20 protein-coding genes and 1 pseudogene are annotated in these 18,947 nt (G+C 71.4%); 16 read left to right on the forward strand and 5 right to left on the reverse strand.

What is annotated here, in order from left to right; all coding sequences use genetic code 11:
• From FCN18_RS09830 to FCN18_RS09855, 6 genes are read left to right on the forward strand one after another with little or no spacing between them, the layout of a single operon-like run.
• On the forward strand, window positions 1–975 hold the full coding sequence (locus FCN18_RS09830) for an ABC transporter permease (RefSeq protein WP_113641561.1): 975 nt from the start codon (window positions 1–3) through the stop codon (window positions 973–975).
• Window positions 972–1,802 carry an ABC transporter permease gene (locus tag FCN18_RS09835; RefSeq protein ID WP_112271567.1) on the forward strand — a complete coding sequence of 277 codons (831 nt, stop codon included), beginning with the start codon at window positions 972–974 and terminating at the stop codon, window positions 1,800–1,802. Before FCN18_RS09830 ends, FCN18_RS09835 begins: the two co-directional genes overlap by 4 nt.
• Window positions 1,799–2,761: an ABC transporter ATP-binding protein gene (locus FCN18_RS09840; protein ID WP_112271569.1), complete on the forward strand. Its 963-nt coding sequence runs from the start codon at window positions 1,799–1,801 to the stop codon at window positions 2,759–2,761. Before FCN18_RS09835 ends, FCN18_RS09840 begins: the two co-directional genes overlap by 4 nt.
• On the forward strand, window positions 2,758–3,507 hold the full coding sequence (locus FCN18_RS09845; protein WP_112271570.1) for an ABC transporter ATP-binding protein: 750 nt from the start codon (window positions 2,758–2,760) through the stop codon (window positions 3,505–3,507). The genes FCN18_RS09840 and FCN18_RS09845 overlap by 4 nt, the downstream gene beginning before the upstream one ends.
• Window positions 3,504–4,508, forward strand: coding sequence for a P1 family peptidase (locus FCN18_RS09850; protein ID WP_112271571.1), 1,005 nt, complete (start codon window positions 3,504–3,506; stop codon window positions 4,506–4,508). Before FCN18_RS09845 ends, FCN18_RS09850 begins: the two co-directional genes overlap by 4 nt.
• A complete protein-coding gene (locus FCN18_RS09855; RefSeq protein WP_137094573.1) occupies window positions 4,505–5,608 on the forward strand; it encodes a C45 family autoproteolytic acyltransferase/hydolase in 1,104 nt (367 codons plus the stop codon). Before FCN18_RS09850 ends, FCN18_RS09855 begins: the two co-directional genes overlap by 4 nt.
• Here the strand turns inward: FCN18_RS09855 and FCN18_RS09860 are convergent.
• Window positions 5,574–6,572 carry a LacI family DNA-binding transcriptional regulator gene (locus FCN18_RS09860; RefSeq protein WP_112271573.1) on the reverse strand — a complete coding sequence of 333 codons (999 nt, stop codon included), beginning with the start codon at window positions 6,570–6,572 and terminating at the stop codon, window positions 5,574–5,576. The genes FCN18_RS09855 and FCN18_RS09860 overlap by 35 nt on opposite strands.
• A 178-nt stretch (window positions 6,573–6,750) precedes the next feature.
• Here FCN18_RS09860 and FCN18_RS09865 point away from each other — a divergent pair, with 178 nt between their 5' ends.
• The 4 genes from FCN18_RS09865 to FCN18_RS09880 all read left to right on the forward strand — a co-directional run bounded on the left by FCN18_RS09865 (window position 6,751) and on the right by FCN18_RS09880 (window position 11,057).
• Window positions 6,751–8,103, forward strand: coding sequence for a sensor histidine kinase (locus FCN18_RS09865; RefSeq protein WP_112272060.1), 1,353 nt, complete (start codon window positions 6,751–6,753; stop codon window positions 8,101–8,103).
• Window positions 8,100–8,792 carry a response regulator gene (locus FCN18_RS09870; RefSeq protein ID WP_228713824.1) on the forward strand — a complete coding sequence of 231 codons (693 nt, stop codon included), beginning with the start codon at window positions 8,100–8,102 and terminating at the stop codon, window positions 8,790–8,792. Before FCN18_RS09865 ends, FCN18_RS09870 begins: the two co-directional genes overlap by 4 nt.
• Window positions 8,793–9,018: 226 nt before the next feature.
• Entirely contained in the window at window positions 9,019–9,921 is a 903-nt protein-coding gene (locus FCN18_RS09875) for an ABC transporter ATP-binding protein (RefSeq protein ID WP_137094577.1), read from the forward strand.
• Window positions 9,921–11,057 (forward strand): ABC transporter permease, encoded by a 1,137-nt coding sequence (locus FCN18_RS09880; RefSeq protein WP_113641022.1) that lies wholly within the window; start codon window positions 9,921–9,923, stop codon window positions 11,055–11,057. The genes FCN18_RS09875 and FCN18_RS09880 overlap by 1 nt, the downstream gene beginning before the upstream one ends.
• 102 nt (window positions 11,058–11,159) lie before the next feature.
• On the opposite strand, the gene FCN18_RS09885 is transcribed toward FCN18_RS09880, so the two are convergent.
• Window positions 11,160–11,429 (reverse strand): hypothetical protein, encoded by a 270-nt coding sequence (locus FCN18_RS09885; protein WP_112271577.1) that lies wholly within the window; start codon window positions 11,427–11,429, stop codon window positions 11,160–11,162.
• 173 nt (window positions 11,430–11,602) lie between these two features.
• Between FCN18_RS09885 and FCN18_RS09890 the strand changes: the two genes are divergently transcribed.
• From FCN18_RS09890 to FCN18_RS09915, 6 genes are all read left to right on the forward strand, one after another.
• Window positions 11,603–12,397 (forward strand): IclR family transcriptional regulator, encoded by a 795-nt coding sequence (locus FCN18_RS09890; protein ID WP_112271578.1) that lies wholly within the window; start codon window positions 11,603–11,605, stop codon window positions 12,395–12,397.
• Between the two features lie 92 nt (window positions 12,398–12,489).
• On the forward strand, window positions 12,490–13,827 hold the full coding sequence (locus tag FCN18_RS09895; protein WP_228713826.1) for an MFS transporter: 1,338 nt from the start codon (window positions 12,490–12,492) through the stop codon (window positions 13,825–13,827).
• Complete coding sequence (locus FCN18_RS09900; RefSeq protein ID WP_113641020.1) at window positions 13,824–14,870, forward strand: zinc-dependent alcohol dehydrogenase; 1,047 nt, start codon at window positions 13,824–13,826, stop codon at window positions 14,868–14,870. Before FCN18_RS09895 ends, FCN18_RS09900 begins: the two co-directional genes overlap by 4 nt.
• Window positions 14,867–16,048: an L-rhamnonate dehydratase gene (gene rhmD, locus FCN18_RS09905; protein ID WP_137094579.1), complete on the forward strand. Its 1,182-nt coding sequence runs from the start codon at window positions 14,867–14,869 to the stop codon at window positions 16,046–16,048. The genes FCN18_RS09900 and rhmD overlap by 4 nt, the downstream gene beginning before the upstream one ends.
• Window positions 16,049–16,056: 8 nt before the next feature.
• On the forward strand, window positions 16,057–16,914 hold the full coding sequence (locus tag FCN18_RS09910; RefSeq protein ID WP_112271582.1) for a fumarylacetoacetate hydrolase family protein: 858 nt from the start codon (window positions 16,057–16,059) through the stop codon (window positions 16,912–16,914).
• Window positions 16,915–17,013: 99 nt separating this feature from the next.
• Window positions 17,014–17,427, forward strand: a complete 414-nt coding sequence (locus tag FCN18_RS09915; protein ID WP_112271584.1) for a VOC family protein — start codon at window positions 17,014–17,016, stop codon at window positions 17,425–17,427.
• Here FCN18_RS09915 and FCN18_RS40845 read toward each other — a convergent pair.
• The 3 genes and pseudogenes from FCN18_RS40845 to FCN18_RS09930 all read right to left on the reverse strand — a co-directional run.
• Window positions 17,424–17,669: pseudogene (locus tag FCN18_RS40845) on the reverse strand (DUF397 domain-containing protein); the annotation flags it as partial. The gene FCN18_RS09915 and the pseudogene FCN18_RS40845 sit on opposite strands and share 4 nt — an antisense overlap.
• Window positions 17,670–17,682: 13 nt before the next feature.
• The gene (locus FCN18_RS09925; RefSeq protein WP_228713828.1) at window positions 17,683–18,336 is read right to left on the reverse strand and encodes a class I SAM-dependent methyltransferase; all 654 of its coding nucleotides are present in this window, start codon (window positions 18,334–18,336) and stop codon (window positions 17,683–17,685) included.
• Between the two features lie 56 nt (window positions 18,337–18,392).
• A complete protein-coding gene (locus FCN18_RS09930) occupies window positions 18,393–18,878 on the reverse strand; it encodes a DUF7144 family membrane protein (RefSeq protein WP_112272063.1) in 486 nt (161 codons plus the stop codon).
• Between the last annotated feature and the right edge of the window lie 69 nt (window positions 18,879–18,947).

Raw genomic sequence — 18,947 nt, forward strand, 5'->3', positions numbered from 1 at the left:
GTGCGACTGTTCTCGTGGTGGCTGCGCCGGGCACTGAGTGCGGTCGTCACCCTGTTCCTCGTCTCGATCCTGATCTTCGCCGCGTCCCGGCTGATGCCCGGCGGGTTCGCCGAGGTGGTGCTGGGGCCGTTCGCGACCCCCGAGCAGAAGGCCGAGGTGGCGGCGAAGTACGGGCTGGACGAGAGCATCGTCGTCCAGTACTGGTTGTGGCTCACCACGGCGCTCACCGGTGACTTCGGGATCTCGATGATCAGCGGCGAGCCGGTGACCACGGAGTTCGGCCTGCGGTTGCCGGTCACCGCCGAACTGGCCCTGTTCGGCGTGGCGGCGGCGCTCCTGATCGGCGTCCCGCTGGGCGTCTGGACCGCGGTGCGCGCGGGCGGGCGCCGGGGCAGGGCGGCGCTGGGCAGGCTCGCCAGCGGGCTCGGGGTGAGCGTGCCCGAGTTCGTGCTCGGCAGCATCGTGGTGTTCCTGTTCTCGCGCTACGCGCTCGGTCTCACCGTCGGCGGCTACGTGCCGGTCGGCGAGGACCCCGTGGGGAACCTCCAGTCCATGCTGTTGCCCGCCGCGGTGCTTTCGGTGTTCGTGATCGCGGTGACCGCGCGGACCACACGGGACGCGGTGCTGGGTGTGCTGGTGGAGCCCTACATCACGGCGGCGATCGCGCGCGGCGAGAGCCCCGGGTTCATCGTCGTGCGGCACGTCCTGCGCAACGCCTCGATCCCCGTCGTCACGGTGCTCACCACGGTGACCGCCTACCTGCTGGGCGGCGCGGTGATCATCGAGTACCTGTTCAACCTGCCCGGCGTGGGCACCTACATCGTGCAGGCGGTCGGCAGGCGCGACTACGCGGTGGTGCAGGCGGGCGTGCTGCTGGCGGCCGTGGTGTTCATCGTGATGAACACGCTGACCGACGCCGCGGCCGGTGTGCTCGACCCGAGGTTCGGCTCGGCGGCGAAGGGGCGGAAACGATGACCTGGTGGCGGGAATCCGACTGGCTGACGCGCTCGGGCCTGGTGTGCCTGGCCGTGCTGGTGCTCGTCACGGTCGTGGGCACCGTCTTCGGCATCGGCGGCGACCCCGGCGCGATGGTGGGGCCCCGGCTCGCCCCGCCCGGTGGTGAGTACCTGCTCGGGACGGACCAACTCGGCCGCTCGATGCTGCCGAGACTGTTCGAGGGCATCGGCACCACCCTGCTGTTGTCGACCCTCGCCGTGCTGGTGACCGCCGTGCTGGCGACGCTGCTCGGCATCGCGGCCGGTTACTACGGCGGCTGGCTCGGCGAGGTGGTGATGCGCCTGGTGGAGGTGCTGTACTCGTTTCCGACGATCGTGCTGGCGATCCTCGTCGCCGCCGTGGCCGGGCCGGGCCAGGCGGCCACGATGTGCAGCATCATCCTCATCACCATCCCGCTGATGACGCGGGTCGTGCGGGCGTCGGCCGTGACCGTGGCCGAGCGCGACTACGTGACCTCGGCCGTGATCAGCGGGGCGGGCTGGCCGCGCATCCTGATGCGGCACCTGGTGCCCAACCTGTCCGGCACCATCGCCGTGCAGGGCACCTACGCGCTCTCGGTGGGGATTCTCGTGGAGGGCGGGCTCAGCTTCCTCGGCTTCGGCGTGCAGCCGCCGCAGTCGTCGCTGGGCGCGCTGATCCAGCAGGGCAGCACGTACCTGCTCACGGCGCCGTGGCTGGTCATCGTTCCCGGGATCGTGCTCATCGTGGCGATCCTGGCCATCAACGTGTTCGGCGATGGTCTGCGGGACGGTCTCGAACCGAGGGAGGCTCGGTCGCTGGTATGACACACCTTCTGCAGATCGACGACCTCGTCGTCGACTACGCCTCCGGTGGGCGCACCGTGCGTGCGCTCGACGGCGCGGCGCTCACCGTGGAGGCGGGCGAGACCGTCGGCATCGTCGGCGAGTCGGGTTCGGGCAAGTCCACACTGGGCTCGGCGATCGGCGGCCTGCTGCCCGGCGCGGCGAAGGTCGTGAACGGTGCCGTGCGGGTGGACGGCGACGACGTGAACGCGTTGGGGCCGAAGCGGTTGCGGGCGCTGCGCCGCGAGCGGCTCGGCTACGTCTTCCAGGAACCCATCGGCTCGCTCGACCCCACCATGCGGGTCGGCAAACAGGTCGAGCTCGCGCTGCGCGGCCGCGGCACCAAGGCCGACGTGCTGCCCCACCTCGACCGCGTGCGGCTCAAGGACCCCGAGCGGGTGGCGAGGTCCTACCCGCACCAGCTCTCGGGCGGCATGGCGCAGCGCGTCGCCATCGCGATGGCTATGGCGGGCGGGCCGGAGATCCTGATCGCCGACGAGCCGACGGCCGCGCTGGACAGCCAGATCCGCGAGGAGGTGCTGGGGGTCATCTTCTCGCTCGCGGCCGAGTCCGGGACCACGATCCTGTGGCTCAGTCACGACCTGCCGGCCGTGGCCAAGCGCTGCTCGAGGGTCGTGGTGATGTACGGCGGTCGGGTGGTGGAGTCGGGGTCGGCGAGCGAGGTGCTCGCCGCACCCCGGCACCCCTACACCGCCGCGCTCGTGCGGGCCGTGCCCGGCGAGCTCGCCGAGGGCGAGCGGCTGGTGCCGATCCCAGGCCAGCCGCCGGTGCTCGACGGCCCCTCACGGGGCTGCGCGTTCGCGCCCCGTTGTCCGGACGCCCACGAGGCGTGCTCGGCGGACAGGCCACCGCTGGTGTCGGTGGCCGAGCGCGACGTACTGTGCCATCTGGCGGAGGAAACGGTGGGTGCGGGGCGATGATCCTGGAACTCGAAGACGTGGGCGTCACGTTCACCTCGGGGCCGCCCTGGGCTCGCAGGCGGGTGCACGCGATGAAGGGCGTGACACTGAGCCTGGCCGAGGGCGAGATCCTCGGCCTGGTGGGCGAGTCCGGGTCAGGCAAGACCACCACGAGCATGGTCGCGCTCGGACTGCGCAAGCCCACGTCCGGCACGGCGCTGTTCGAGGGCAAACCGTTTCCCAAGCGGCGCAAGGCGCTCGCGGGCCGGATGCAGGCCGTGCTGCAGCATCCACAGTGGTCGCTCAACCCGCGCATGCGCGTCGGGCAGTGCGTGGCCGAGCCGCTGGTGGTGCTCGGCGGCGCGACGAAGGACGAGGTCACCGAACGGGTTCTGGAGACCCTCGGCCAGGTGGGCCTCGACGAGTCGTTCGCGCGCCGCTACCCGCACCAGCTCTCCGGAGGGCAGCGCCAGCGCGTGTCGATCGCGCGGGCGCTGGTCACGCGGCCGCCGTTCGTCGTCTTCGACGAGGCGGTGAGCGCGCTGGACGTGTCGGTGCAGGCCCAGATCCTCAACCTCATCAAGGACCTGCGCGCGGAGTTCGCCTTCGCCGCGCTGTTCATCAGTCATGACGTCGGCGCGGTGCGCTACGTCGCCGACCGGGTCGCGGTGATGCGCTACGGCGAGGTGGTGGAGACCGCGCCCGCCGCCGTCTTCTTCGGCACCCCCGAACACGAGTATTCGAGGCAACTAGTGGAGGCTTTGTGAGCACGACCAACGGCGTCGCCAACCGGCTGGCCAAGCCGTCGGCGTACGCGGCGGGCGCGGTGACCAACGATGACCTGGCGCTGACCCCGCAGCCGAGCCCCGGCAGCGCGACGGTGTCGTTCGACCTGCCGGGCGTGTTCGTCGGCACCGCCGAGTACGCGGAGGGGCCAACGGGCTGCACGGTGATCCACGTGCCCCGGGGCGCACGCACCGCCGTCGACGCGCGCGGCGGCGCGGTCGGCATGTCCGGCGGGTACGACTTCCACCACGCGATCGTGCTCGCGGGAGGATCGGTGTACGGGCTGGAGGCCGCGGCGGGCGTGAGCACGGAGTTGCTGCATCGCGCGGAGAACCGCACGCACTGGGCCGCACTTCAGCACGTCTCCGGTGCCGTGATCTACGACTTCTCGACACGCGACACGGCGATCGCGCCCGACACCGCGCTGGGCCGGGCCGCGCTGAACAACGCCGTGGAAGGCGAGTTCCCGGTCGGGCGCTGCGGCGCGGGGCGGTCCGCCTCCGTCGGCAAGATCGACTTCTCGCGGGCCGAGTTCGCGGGTCAGGGCGCGGCGTTCGGGCAGTACGGCGAGGCGAAGGTGCTCGTGGCGACAGTGGTCAACGCGGTGGGCGTGGTGGTCGACCGCGACGGCACCGTGGTGCGCGGCAACTACCACCCCGAGACCGGCGAACGCCACGTGCCCGCGGTCGACTACGCGGCCGCGACGGAGGGCGTTGGCGAGGCCCGCACGGCCTCGGGCAACACGACGTTGACCGTGGTGGTCACCAATGCCAAGCTCACCGACGTGGCGCTGAAGCAGTTCGCGACCCAGGTGCACAGCTCGATGCACCGGGCCATCCACCCGTTCCACACCGAGCTCGACGGCGACACCCTCTTCGCGCTCACCACCGACGAGGTGGAGCTGCGGGGCGTCAACCCGACCGGGTTCGGCGCGCTGGCCTCCGAGGTCGCGTGGGACGCCGTCCTGTCGAGCGTCCGATGAGCAAACCGCTCCCGCTGGTTCCGCACCACGTCAGCACCGAGACCGGTGCCCGCGCACGCGGCCGCGCACTCGGCGAGGCGTGCCGCGACGGGATCCACGAGACCTTCGCCGGGTACGCGAGCCTGTTCGCCGCGCACGGTCTGCACCCGCACCACGTCCGCGACCACGGTCGCAAGGCGCTCGCCGAGGTCGGCGCCTGGGCGCCGTACCTCGCCGACGAGATCGCGGGCATCGCGGAGGGCAGCGGCCTTTCGGCGTGGAAGGTCGGCGCGCTCAACGCCCGCACCGAGATCCTCGCCGCCGCCGACGTCACCGGCGAGGGCGAGTGCTCCACGTCGGTTGTGCTGCCCGGCGACGGCACGCCGCCACGCACGGTGCAGACGTGGGACTGGCACGACGTCCTGCGCGACGCGATGCTCGCGTGGACGCTCGAACCCGCGCCGGGGCGCAGGGTCGCGACGTTCACGGAGCACGGCGTGGTCGGCAAGATCGGCGTCAACGACGCGGGGCTGGGGGTGCACTTCAACGTGCTGCGCCACCGGTCCGACAGCGCCGACATCGGCGTTCCGGTGCACGTCGTGGCCAGGCGGGTGCTCGACGAGGCGACCACGGTGGCCGACGCGGTGCGCATCGCCCGCTCGGCCAGGCTGTCGGCGTCGACCGTGCTCACCGTGGTCACGCACGACGACGCGCGCTGCCTCGAACTGTCCCCGGCCGGCGTCGCCGAGGTCTACCCGGAGGACGGTTTCCTCACGCACGCCAACCATTTCCTCGACCCCGAGCTGTCCAGGGGAGAGCGCACGACGGCGGACGTGTCGAGCACGTTCGAGCGCGGCACGTGGCTGCGCGAACGCGCTGCCGCGCTGCGGGCCGACGACCTCACGGAGCGTGCGCACGCGTTGCGCGCCCACGGTGAGGACGGCGCGCCGGTGTGCGCGCACGCCGAGGAGACGTTGCCCGCGCATCAGCGCTGGGAGAGCCTGGCGACGATCAGTATCGACGTCACCGACCGGCGCCTGCACGTCCACCGCGGCGGGCCGTGCCAGGTCGGCGAGGAGTCGTGGCTCACCTGCTCCGCCGGGTTGACCGCCGTTCGTTGAGCTCGATGGGCTGCGCGCGCACCGTGCCGCGCGGCGCCTCACCGGTGAGGATGTCGAACAGCAGCCGCGCGCACGCCGCGCCGGCCTCGCGCGGGCGCAGGTCGATCGCCGTGATCGGCGGGTCGGTGTGGTTGAGCGCGGCACTGTCCACACAGGACGCCAGGAGCAGGTCGTCGCCGATGCGGCGGCCCGCGGCGCGGAGCACCGGCAGCACCGCCGACGCCGCGCCGTCGGGCGCGCACACCAGCGCGTCCACGGCCTCCTCGGCGTTGAGTAACGCGCGCACGTTCTCCTGCATCACGGCGGTGGGCGACCCGAACGCCATCTCCCGCAGCCGTGCGCGCAGGCCGGCCCGCTCGCACCAGGCCAGGTATGCCCGTTGCAGGGTCCGGCCCCAGTCGGTGACCGTGCTCGACGCGAGGAACGCGATGTCGCGCGCGCCCTGCGCGTGGAGGTGGTCGAGCAGCTCGTCGAGCATCGTGGCGTGGTCGGAGAGCACCACTCCGGCCGGTTCCGCGTCGCCGGTGAACCGCTCGCACGTGACGACGGGAACCGAAGAATCGAGCAGCCCGCGCACCACCGTGTCGGTTTCCAGGGGGTCGCCGAGCACGACGCCGTCGACACGGTGGAACCGGCGGGACGGCAGGTGCTGTGCGGTGAGCAGCGTGACGTCGTAGTCCATCCGCGCGGCCTGGTCGACCACGCCGAAGACGAAGGACATGTAGTACTCGGAGCGCGTCAGCACCTCCGGCAGGTGCAGACCGATCGTGCCGGTGCTCGCCATGCGCAGCGAGCGGGCGACCGGGTTGGGCGAGTAGCCGAGCCGGTTGGCGACGGCGACCACGTGCTCGCGCGTCTTCTCCGAGACCCGGCCGGAGTTGCGCAACGCGTCCGATGCCGTCGTCTTCGACACGCCTGCGGCCTTCGCCACCGCGATGAGGTTCACCGGCTCCTGCTCGCGCACACTGGGAACGATAGCCGCTGAACGGCCTTCCAGCCTGGTCGGGGCGCGGATTCCGAACCCCCGTCCACAGTGGAAGCTCCACTCGCGCCACCCCTGACGCCCCCCAAGGCCACCTTTGTTGCGTTCAACGCAACAAAGGTGGCCTTGGGGGGCGCTTGGGTGCGCTACTTTGACGGGCATGGGCAGGGTGGACGAAGGCGAGGCGGGGGAGCGGGACACGGGCTGGAACCGGTGGCGGCGGCCCAGGCCCGAGCCCGCCATCCAGCGTTCCGACGTCCTCATCGGGCTCGCCGTGCTGGCCGGGTCGAGCGTCATGACCGTGCTCGTCAACAGCATGGGCATGCTGGTCTTCGGGGCCCCGCCGTCGCTCGGCGAGCAGCTTGCGTGGGGCGCGGCACTGTCGCTGCCGCTCGTCGCGCGCCGCCGGTACCCGGCGGCCGTGCTGGTCGTGGTGGGTGTGCTGTTCATCGCCGCGCAGGCGCGCCAGACCGGCGACAGCCTCATGGCCTCCGTCGCGCTGTTCCTCGCGGTCTACAGCACGGGCGCGTGGGAGCGGAACCGCACGGTGGCGCGCTGGTCGCGCATCGGTGTGATCGTGGCGATGTTCGCGTGGCTCGGTGTCGGGCTCGTGAAGTCCATCGCGCAGCCGGACTACGACTTCTCCGCCGCCGCGGGCCCGCTGGATCCGATGCTCGCCTCGGTGCTCTACAACATCGGCTTCAACCTCATGTTCTTCCTCTCCGCCTACTTCTTCGGCAACCTCGCCTGGCTGTCCGCCCGCAGGCAGGCCGAGCTGGAGGAGCGGGCCGAGCAGCTGCGGCTGTCGCAGCGGCAGAACACGCGCAACGCCATCGTCGCCGAGCGCGTGCGGATCGCCCGCGACCTGCACGACGTGGTCGCCCACCACGTGTCCGTGATGGGCATCCAGGCCGGAGCCGCGCGGCGCGTGCTCGACAAGGATCCCGAGCTGGCCCGCGAGGCGTTGCGGACCGTCGAGCAGACCGCCCGCACCGCCATCGGTGAGCTGCGCGGCCTGCTGGGCGTGCTGCGCTCCGAGCCGGAGAACGGCCAGGAGAGCGGGGAGCGCGAGGCGCACCCCTCCTCTCCCGGTCTCGACCAGCTGGCCGAGCTGGTGTCGACGGCGGAGTCGGCCGGGCTCCAGGTCGCCCACGGCGTCTACGGTGAGCCGAGGCCGGTGCCCGACGGCGTCGCGCTGTCGGCGTACCGGGTGGTGCAGGAGGCGCTCACCAACGTTGTCAAGCACGCGAGCGCCCGCAGGGCCGACGTCCGAGTGCGGTACCTGGAGCGCACGCTGGAGGTCGAGGTGTCCGACGACGGCGTCGGCCGCGCCGGTGCCTCTTCGGCGCAGAGCGGCGGATTCGGCCTGCTCGGCATGCGGGAGCGGGTGGCCGTGCACGGCGGGCACCTGGAGGCGGGCCGCCGCGAGGGCGGGGGCTACCGCGTGCGGGCCAGCCTGCCGACCGAACCCAGTGAGTCCATAGAGGATAGTGAGGAGCCACCGGCATCGTGACCGAGGAAAACAGGGCCGCCGACCGTCCGCTGCGGGTGGTGCTCGCCGACGACCAGGACCTCGTGCGAGCCGGCTTCAGGGTCATTCTCGGGGCGGAGGACGGCATCGAGGTGGTCGGCGAGGCGGGTGACGGGCTGAGGGCCGTGGTGCTCGCGGAGGAGCTGCGCCCCGACGTGGTGCTCATGGACGTGCAGATGCCTGCGGTCGACGGCCTGGAGGCCACGCGCCGTATCCTCGGCTCGGCGGCGGGCGAGTCGCCGGTGAAGGTCGTGATCCTCACGACGTTCGACCGCGAGGACTACCTCTTCGAGGCGTTGCGGGCGGGCGCGAGCGGCTTTCTGCTGAAGAACGCCTCGCCGGAGGACCTCGTGGAGTCGGTCCGCATCGTCGCCAGGGGCGACGCGCTCCTGTCGCCCGAGGTCACGCGCCGTGTGATCGCTCGCTTCTCCGCCCCGGCCGCCCCCGCGCCGGTGCACCGGCCCACCGAGCTGACCGACCGCGAGTTCGAGGTGCTGGTGCTGCTCGCGCGCGGGGCCAGCAACGCCGAGATCGCCGCCGAGCTGTTTCTCGGCGAGGCGACCGTGAAGACGCACGTGTCGCGCGTGCTCGCCAAGCTCGGCCTGCGCGACCGCACGCACGCAGTGGTCTACGCCTACGAGAACGGGATCGTGGCACCGGGGAGCGCGTAGGTCACCCGTCCGCAGTGAAGGCCACCATGCCTGCGCCCACCCGTCTCCCGCCACCGCCCAGACGGAGGCGCTCCGCGCCGCTGTGCCCGATTCCACGCAGTGAAGGTGGCCTTCACTGCGGGCAGCCCGGTCGTGGCGGGAGCGGTTGGGTCACCCACCGGGTGGACCACGAGGTCGGCCGCGCGCCGGACGCGAAAGGTCAACACCCCTCCCTAGGCTGCTGAGCATGTTGACGGTGACCACGATCAGTAGGAGCTTCGGCGACCACCGCGTGCTCGACGACGTGTCGTTCGACGTGCGACCCGGGCGGATGACCGGGTTCCTCGGCGCCAACGGCGCCGGCAAGACCACCACGATGCGGATCATCCTCGGCGTGCTCGCCGCGCAGGGTGGCACCGTGACCTGGCACGGCAAGCCGGTGACCCAGCCGCTGCGGCAGCGCTTCGGTTACATGCCGGAGGAGCGCGGGCTGTACCCGAAGATGAAGGTCGGCGAGCAGATCGCCTGGTTCGGCAGGCTGCACGGGCTGAGCCAGGCCAAGGCCAAGCGCAACACGGAGCGCCTGCTGGAGCAGCTCGACCTCGCGCAGCGCGCGAACGACAACCTCGAGGAGCTGTCGCTGGGCAACCAGCAGCGCGCGCAGGTCGCCGCCGCGCTCGTGCACGACCCGGCGTTGCTGATCCTCGACGAGCCGTTCTCCGGGCTCGACCCGATCGCCGTCGACACCGTGCTGCGGGTGCTGCGCGAACGTGCCGCCGACGGCGTGCCGGTGCTGTTCTCCAGCCACCAGCTCGCGCTCGTCGAGCGCCTGTGCGACGACCTCGTGATCATCTCCGGCGGCAGGATCGCCGCGAGCGGTGGTCGGGAGGAGCTGCGGGAGCGGTACGGGTCCAAGCGCTGGGAGCTGGTGGTCGACTCCGACGCGGGCTGGCTGCGCGACATTCCCGGCATTCGCGTGGTCAGTCTGGACGGCCCGAAGGCCGTCTTCGAGCTGGCCGAGCACACCGGGTCCGCCGACGGCGAGCGCACGGACCAGCGCGTTCTGCGTGCCGCGCTGGAACGCGGCGAGGTCCGCGGCTTCACCCCCGTCGTCCCGTCGCTGGACGAGATCTTCAAGGAGGCGATCTGATGACCGCGACCATCGAGCCGCGTTCGGCGGAGGTCGACGACACCGATGCCGACGGCGGCACGTCGTTCATGGCGGCGACCCGGCTCGTCGCCGAGCGGGAGGTCAAGACCTTCCTGCGATCGAAGGGTTTCTGGATCGGCCTCGGGGTGATCGTGGCCGGCCTGTTCGCGGCCGCGATTCTGCCCTCGGTGTTCGGGGGAGGGCAGCCCAGCGTCGCGGCGGTCGGCCCCGAGGTCACCCGCGCGCTCGCGGGTTCGGAGCTGGAGGTGCGGGAGGTCGCCGACCGCGCCGCGGCCGAGGAGCTCCTCCGCGAGGAGGAGGTGGAGGCCGCGGTCGTGGCCGACACCACCGGCCAGTCGCCAACCGGTGTGCGGGTGCTCGCGCTGTCCGACCCGCCGACCGATGTCATGGCCCAGCTGGGCACGTCGCCGCCGGTGGACCTCCTCGACGCGGCCGACGTCAGTCAGGGCGAGCGGCAGCTCGTCATCATGGTGTTCTCGCTGATGTTCCTCATCTTCGCCATGGGCGGCGCGGCGATCGCGCAGAGCACGGTGACGGAGAAGCAGACGCGGATCGTGGAGATCCTCGTGTCGACGGTGCCCGTGCGGGCGCTGCTGACGGGAAAGATCGTCGGACACACGCTCCTGACGCTCGGACAGGTTGTCGTGCTGGCGGTGGCGGCGCCGATCGCGCTGTCGGTCGGCGGGCAGACGGAGCTGCTGAGGGTGATCGCGCCCGCGCTCGGCTGGTTCGTGCCGTTCCTGGTGCTCGGGTTCGTGCTGCTGGCCGCGATGTGGGCGGTCGCGGGCTCGCTGGTGAGCAGGCAGGAGGACCTCGGTTCGAGCATGAGCCTGGTGATGATTCTGGCGCTCGGCCCGTACTTCGCGGTGATGTTCTTCTCGGACAACGCCACGGTGATGAACGTGCTCTCCTACGTGCCGTTCTCGTCGGCGATCGCGATGCCGGTGCGGATGTTCTCCCAGGAGGCTGAGCCTTGGGAGGCCCTGCTGTCCATGGGCCTGCTCGCGGGTTCCCTGGCGCTGATCGTGCTGCTGGCCAGCAGGCTCTACGCGGGCTCCCTGCTCCAGACCGGCGGCAAGGTGGCCCTGTCGAAGGCGTGGACGGCCGCCGACTGACCCCGAAGCCGGGCCAGCCCACGACTCGCGGGTCGAATGCAGTGAAGGCCACCATGCCTGCGTTCAACGCAGGCATGGTGGCCTTCACTGCGGCTGGGCGGCTCAGATCGGCAGGGCGCCGAGGCCGAGGCCCTTGACGATGCCGAGCAGCGCGTCCGGGGTGACCGGCAGGCCGTTGGTGAGGCCGCCGAGCTGGCCTTCGCCGTTCGCGCCGCCGAGGAGGCCTCCGACCTGGTCGGTCCTGGCCTCGGCCACGGCGGGCTGGTCGGCCGTGGCGTCGGCGGCCACGGCGGAGCCGGCGGTGCCCGCGAGGCTCAGGCCGGCGAAGGCGCCGACGACGAGGGCCCTGCGCAGCGAACGGGAGTTGCTCATGATCTTCCTCCTGTGGGTTCGGAAAAGGGGACGGCCGGACGCTAGGGGAGCCGCCGGTGACGAGCCGGGTGAGTTCATCCGCGCGCGGGACCCACGACCGGGTCCCGTTCCGCGTTTTCATATCCATGAACTATGTTCGATGGTGCGAAAACCGACGGGAGACGACCGAGTTCATGTCCGACGCGCTCTCCGGGGCCACCGCCGACAAGGCAGGCGAGGCCCAGTCCGTGGTCAAGTCGGCCGACCGCGCGCTCGCCATCCTCGAGCTGCTGGCGACGGGGCGCAGGCGGCTGACCGACGTCGCCGAGCTGCTGCGGTTTCCGCTCTCCAGCGTCCACGGGCTCATGGCGACGCTCGTCCACCGCGGCTTCGCCGAGTACGACCCGGCCTCGCGCACCTACGGGCTGGGCCTCAAGGCATGGACCGTCGGCCAGGGCTACCACGGCCATCGCGACATCGCGGGCCTCGCGCTGCCGCTCATGGAACAGCTTGCGCAGGACACCGGCGAGACCGTGCAGCTCGCCCAGCTCGACGGCCTGGAGAACGTCTACATCGCGATCGCCGAGTCGCCGCAGCCGATGAAGCTCGTGTCCGCCGTCGGCGTGCGCCTTCCTGCCTATGCCACGGGGATCGGCAAGGCGCTGCTCGCCGGTCTCGCCGACGACGAGCTTGGCGACCGCCTCGAGGGCGTCACGCTGCGACGATTCACTGACCACACGGTCGCGGGCGTCGAAGAGTTGCTCGCGGAGATCGAGCAAATCCGCCGTGTCGGCTACGCCACCGACGACCAGGAGTACGTCATCGGCTGCCGCTGCGTCGCCACCACCATCCGCAACCACGCCGGCCAGATCGTGGCCGCGATGTCGGTCTCGGCGCCGACCCCCCGCTGCGGCCCCGACTGGACCGAGACGACGTTCGCCCAGCTCTCGGCCGTGATCGAGAAGCTGGAAGCCCAGCTGCGCCGTTAGCGCGGAACCCCACGTCTTGACAGGCCGAGCCCTGTCCATCGAAACTTCACGTCGTTGAAGCTACTTCTTGTATGTGAAGTTTGGAGCACATCGTGGTGCCATCCACCGGCCTCGCGGACAGGGCGGTCCGGCGCGTCGCCCGTCGCCTCGTGCCGTTCCTGCTGCTCATGTACGTGCTGGCGTTCCTCGACCGGGTCAACATCGGCTTCGCGAAGGAGGCGTTCCAGGCGGACACCGGGCTTTCCGACGCCGCCTACGCCTTCGGCGCCGGGGTCTTCTTCATCGGCTACGCGCTCGTTGAGGTGCCGAGCAACCTGGCGCTGCACCGCTTCGGCGCCCGGCGCTGGCTCGCCCGGATCATGATCACGTGGGGGCTCATCTCAGCGGCGATGGCGTTCGCCCACACCGAAACCGTCTTCTACCTGCTGCGGTTCCTGCTTGGCGTCGCCGAGGCCGGGTTCTTCCCCGGCGTGATCCTGTACCTGACCTACTGGGTGCCGGAGCGGCACCGGGCGCGGGTCAACGGCCTGTTCTACTTCGGCGCGCCGCTCGCGTTCATCTTCGGCGGGCCGGTGTCGGGGGCGCTGCTCGAACTCGACGGCGTCGCCGGGATCATCGGCTGGCAGTGGATGTTCCTGGTCGAGGGGCTCGCCGCGTCGGTCGTCGGAGTATGGGCGCTGCGTTACCTCGACGACCGCCCGCGCGACGCACGCTGGCTGCCCGCCGACCAGCGGGACGCGCTGGAGACCGAGCTCGCCGCCGAGGAACGCGGGTCGCGGGCGCACGGGCCGTCCGGTGTGCTCGCGACGTTGCGCAGCCCGAGGGTGCTGTACCTCGCCCTGATCTACCTGCTGATCCAGATGAGCGTCTACGGCGTGTCGTTCTACCTCCCGACGCAGGTCGCGGAGCTGCTCGGCACCGAGGTCGGCGTCGCGGTGGGCGTGGTGACCGCGATCCCGTGGCTGTGCGCGATCGCGGCGTCGTTCGGCATCGGCAGGCTGTCCGACCGCACCGGCGACAGGCGCCGCATCGCCGCGGTGACGCTCGCGGTGGCCGGGCTCGGCATCGCGGGCTCGGTCGTCGCGGGTACACCGGCGCTGGCGATGGTGGGGCTTTGCTTCGCCGCGGCCGGGTTCATCGCGGTGCAGCCGGTGTTCTGGACCCTGCCCGCGGGCATCCTCGTCGGCACCGCGGCCGCCACGGGCATCGGAATGGTCAACGCGCTGGGCTCGCTCGGCGGCTTCATCGCGCCGAACATCAAACAGGCGGCGGACACCGGGTTCGGCTCTGGCCAGGCCGGGCTCTACGTCCTCGCGGTGACCACCCTCGTCGGCGCCGTGCTGATCTGGACCACGAAATGGCTGCGACCGGCCACACCCGCCCCGGCCGCGGGTACTCCGGTGGCGCGCACGAACAAGGAGAACGCATGAGAGCACTGGTCTTCCACGGTCCCGGATCGATCGCGGTGGAGGAGCGACCCGATCCGGTCCCCGAGGCGGGAGAGGTGTTGCTGCGCGTGCTCGCGACCGGCATCTGCGGTTCGGACGTCCACGGCTACACGGGCGAGAACGGGCGGCGCCATCCCGGGCAGGTCATGGGGCACGAGACGGTGGGCACGGTCGCGGCCGGCGATGCCGCGACGCTCGCCGGGGCGGGCCTCGCGATCGGCGACACCGTGACCGTCAACCCCGTTCTGGGCTGCGGCGGCTGCGAGGCCTGCGCGGAGGGGGAGGAACAGGCGTGCCCGAGGCGGAGGGTCATCGGCGTGGATCCGACGATCGTCTCCGCGTTCGCCGACCTGCTCGTGGCGCCCGCGCGCAATGTCGTGCCGTTGCCGCAGGACATGCCGAGCGAGCACGGCGCGCTGGTCGAACCGCTTTCCGTCGGCTACCACGCCGCCCGGCGGGGACGCTGCAGCGAGCGTGACCGGGTGCTCGTGCTCGGCGGCGGACCCATCGGCCAGGCGTGCGTGCTGGCCGCGACGCGGCTCGGCGCCCGCGGCGTGGTGGTGAGCGAGCCCAATCCCGCCAGGGCCGCGCTAGTGAGCGGGCTCGGCGCGACCGCGCTCGACCCTCGGGACGGCGAGCTCGCGAGCGCGGCGGCGGACGCACTGGGCGGGCCGGCGACGCTCGTGCTCGACGCGGTGGGCTCCACGGCCTCGCTCGCCGATGCCTTCGCGGCCTCGGCTCGTGGCGGGCGGGTGGTGCTGGTGGGGATGAACCAGCCCGAGGTGACGTTGCCCGCGTACGCGATCAGCACCGCGGAGCGGGAGCTGATCGGCGCGTTCTGTTACAACCGGGACGATTTCGCGTCCACCGCCCGGTGGGCCGCGACGGTGCCGGACGCACTGGAGTCGCTTGTGGACGGATCGGTCGGCTGGTCCGGCGCGCCCGGCGCGTTCGCCGACCTCGCTTCCGGCACGTCGTCCGCCAGCAAGATCCTCGTCCGCCCCGATCAGGAGGAGCAGCAGTGACCACGGCCAGCACGATCCGCTCTGTCCGCGCTTTCACGGTGCGCGGCGGCGGCGCCGACTACCACGACCAGGGCGACGACCACTGGATCGACGACCACATCGCGACCCCCATGGCGAAGTACCCGGAGTACCGGCAGAGCCGCCAGTCGTTCGGCATCAACGTGCTCGGCACGCTCGTGGTGGAAGTCGAGGCCGACGACGGCACGACCGGTTTCGCCGTCACCACCGCGGGCGAGCCCGGTGCCTACATCGTGGAGCGGCACCTCGCGCGGTTCGTGGAGGGCGCACCGGTCACCGCGATCGAGCGCATCTGGGACCAGATGTACTCGGCGAGTCTCTTCTACGGCCGCAAGGGCTTGGTGCTCAACGTCATCAGCGCCATCGACCTCGCGCTGTGGGACCTGCTCGGCAAGTTGCGGCAGGAGCCCGTGTACGCCCTGATCGGCGGCGCGGTCCGCGACGAGCAGGTCTTCTACGCCACCGGGTCCAGGCCCGACCTGGCGCGGAAGATGGGCTTCATCGGCGGGAAGATGCCGGTGCGGCACGGCCCGGCCGAGGGTGCCGAGGGCCTCACCGCCACCGTCGAGCGGTTCGCCGCCATGCGTGAGGAGGTCGGACCGGATTTCTGGCTCATGGCCGACTGCTGGATGTCGCTCGACCTCGACTACGCCACCCGCCTCGGGCTCGCCCTGCGGGAGCACGGGCTGCGCTGGATCGAGGAGGCGCTGCCGCCCGACGACTACTGGGGCTACTCCGAGCTACGCAAACGGTTGCCGCCCGACGTGCTCGTAACCACGGGTGAGCACGAGGCGACGCGCTGGGGTTTCCGGCTGCTGCTGGAGATGGGCTGCTGTGACCTCATCCAGCCCGACGTCAACTGGTGCGGCGGGCTCACCGAGCTGCTGAAGATCTCAGCGCTCGCCGACAGCAGGGGCGTGCTCGTGGTGCCGCACGGGTCGAGCGTGTACTCCTACCACTTCGCGATCACCAGGCACAACAGTCCGTTCAGTGAGTTCCTGATGATGCACCCGCAGGCCAGCGAGGTGGTGCCGATGTTCAGCCCGCTGTTGCTCGACGAGCCGGTGCCGGTGAACGGGCGGCTGCGCGTGCCGGACACCCCCGGCTTCGGTGTTCGGCTCAACCCCGAGTGCGTGCTGGCCCGTCCCTACGAACACTGAGGAGAACCATGAGGTTGCTGAGGCTGGGCCCGGTCGGCGCGGAGCGGCCGTGCGTCGCCGCCGACGACGGCACGGTGTACGACCTGAGCCCCGTCACCGCCGACATCGACGGCGCTTTCCTGGCAGGGGACGGCATCCAGCGGGCGCGGGCGGCGCTGGCCGATGGTTCGCTGTCCGCTGTGGACGATCCGGGCGACGGCACCGGGCTGCGCGTCGGCGCGCCGATCGCCCGGCCGGGAGCGGTGGTCTGCATCGGGCAGAACTACGCCGCGCACGCCGCCGAGTCCGGTTCCGCGCCGCCCGAGGTGCCGATCATCTTCTTCAAGCACCCGAACACGGTCGTCGGTCCCTATGACGACGTGCTCGTGCCGAGGGGGAGCGAGAAGACCGACTGGGAGGTCGAGCTCGGCGTCGTGCTCGGCAGGCCGGCTCGCTACCTCGACACGGTCGAGGAGGCGCTCGCGTGCGTCGCCGGGTACGTGGTGTCCAACGACGTCTCCGAGCGGGCGTTCCAGCTGGAGGACTCGGGTGGGCAGTGGTCGAAGGGCAAGTGCTGCGAGACCTTCAACCCGCTGGGCCCGTGGCTGGTGCCCGCCGCCGACGTGGGCGACCCGCAGGCGCTGCGGTTGCGCTCGTGGGTCAACGGCCGGCCGCGGCAGGACTCGTCGACGGCGGACATGGTGTTCGGGGTGGGCGAGCTGATCCTGCACCTGTCGCGGTATCTGACGCTCGACCCCGGGGACCTGGTGAACACCGGCACCCCCGAGGGTGTCGCGCTGTCCGGGCGGTTCCCGTACCTGCGGGCCGGTGACGAGCTGGAGCTGGAGATCGAGCGGCTCGGCAGGCAGCGCCAGCGGTTGAAATAGGGGTGCCGCCGGAAGACGACCGGATAGGGACCAAGTGCCGTAGTCGGGGGCCGCCGATATTGCGACGATGGCTCCTTCCGCAGGAGCAAGGAGGATCCCATGGCGTCTCGGCTCAATCCGTACCTCAGTTTCGACGGCACGGCGAAGCAGGCGATGGAGTTCTACCGCGGCGTGTTCGGCGGCGAGCTGGTGTCGCACACGTTCGGCGAGTACGGCGACACCAGCGCGCCGGAGGCCGACCGGATCATGCACAGCCAGCTCGAGACCCCGAGCGGCTTCACCCTGATGGGCGCGGACACCCCGCCCGGCATGGAGTTCAGCTCCGGCAACAACATTACCGTGAGCCTCAGCGGCGACGACGCGGGTGAGCTGCGCGGCTACTGGGAGAAGCTCGCCGATGGCGGCACCGTCACGGTCCCGCTGGAGAAGCAGATGTGGGGCGACGAGTTCGGCATGTGCCTCGACAAGTACGGCGTCCCGTGGATGGTCAACATCGGCTCACCGCAGGGCTAGACGCCGACCGCAGTGAAGGCCACCATGCCTGCGCCCGCCCGTCTCCCACCACCGCCCAAACGGAGGCGCTGCGCGCCGCTGTGTTGATCCAACGCAGTGAAGGTGGCCTTCACTGCGGTCGGCGTGAGCAGGGCGGTCCAGCCCTTCGCCGACATCGTCAGCATGCCCGCCGCCCGGTTCTTCGAGTCTCTCAGCGCGGCGCCGCACGGGGTGAGGGCGACCTCGACGCAGTCGTTGCCGCGGCCGCGTCCGGAGTCAACCGTCGCGGCGCACCCTCGCGAGCCACGCGGCCATGTCCGCGGGTTCGCCCGCGGCCAGTCCGAGCCGCCCGGCGTCCTCGGCGCCGACGACGACGCGGTACCGGTCGGGCCGCAGGTCCTCCAGCACCCAACCGTCGGTGAACGCGTCGCGGATCAGCGAGTCGGGGATGCGGGGCCCGAGACCGGGCTCGGCGTCGGAAAGGGCGAGCACGTGCACGCGGGCGCCCGGTGCGCAGGCGGCGTGCAGACTGCGCACGTAGGCGGCCCGGTCGTCGTCGCCGAACACGTGGAACAGCGCGCTGTCCACCACGGTGTCGTAGCGAGGCTCGGTGCCGAGGTCGAGCACGTCGGCGACCGCGAACCTCGCGGCCACGCCCTTCGCCTCGGCGTTCGCGCGCGCCTGCTCCACCGCGGGCCACGAGAAATCGACACCGAGCACGTCGTAACCCAGCCGGGTGAGGTGGATGGTGTGCTCGCCGGTGCCGCAGCCGGGGTCCAGCACCCTGCCCGTGATCCAGCCGTCGCGTTCGAGCGCGACGATCGCGGGCTGGGGTTCACCGATGATCCACGGCGCCCACTTGTCCACGTAGGCGGAGTCGAAGTCGGTGCGGGGTACCGATCGCCGCGGTTCTTCCATGCCGGTGGTCATACCCACAAGCTAGTGCCGTCGGCCACTCGCTCACAGATCCGCAGCAGACCCTGCTGTCACCACCAGCGGAAGTCGCGCGCCTCGTCGCCGTGGGCGACGATCGCCCAGATGATCACCACGTCGAGCGCGATGACGAGGACTCCCCACAGCGGCGCGACGGGCAGGAACGCGAGCTGCGCGATCGCGTTGAGCCCGAGCAGCACGACGGCGATGACCCCGGCCCACGCCTTGCCGGTGAACAGCGCGAGCCCGGTCACCAGCACCAGCGCGCCGGCGGCGAGGTGGATCCAGCCCCACGCGGTCAGGTCGAAGACAAGCAGGCCCTGGGGACCGACCGCGTAGTAGTCCTCGTTGAGCAGGGCGACCAGCCCGGCGATGACGTTGAACGCGCCGGTCACGATCATCAGCACGGCGGCGAAGCCGATCCAGTTCGTCCACACCGTCCGCACCGCGGTCTCGGTCCCGCCGATGGTGTCGCGCGGCCGCTCGGCAGGCCGGGGCTCCGTCGCGGTGCCGGTGCCCGCGTGCGCGTGCTCGCTCATGATCCACTCCAGGTCTCGGGTGCCCTGCACGGCACCGTCGAACGCGGGAGCCCTCCGGCGCTTCGCCCG

Source organism: Prauserella endophytica, assembly GCF_005146945.1.
Lineage (GTDB): Bacteria > Actinomycetota > Actinomycetes > Mycobacteriales > Pseudonocardiaceae > Prauserella_A > Prauserella_A endophytica.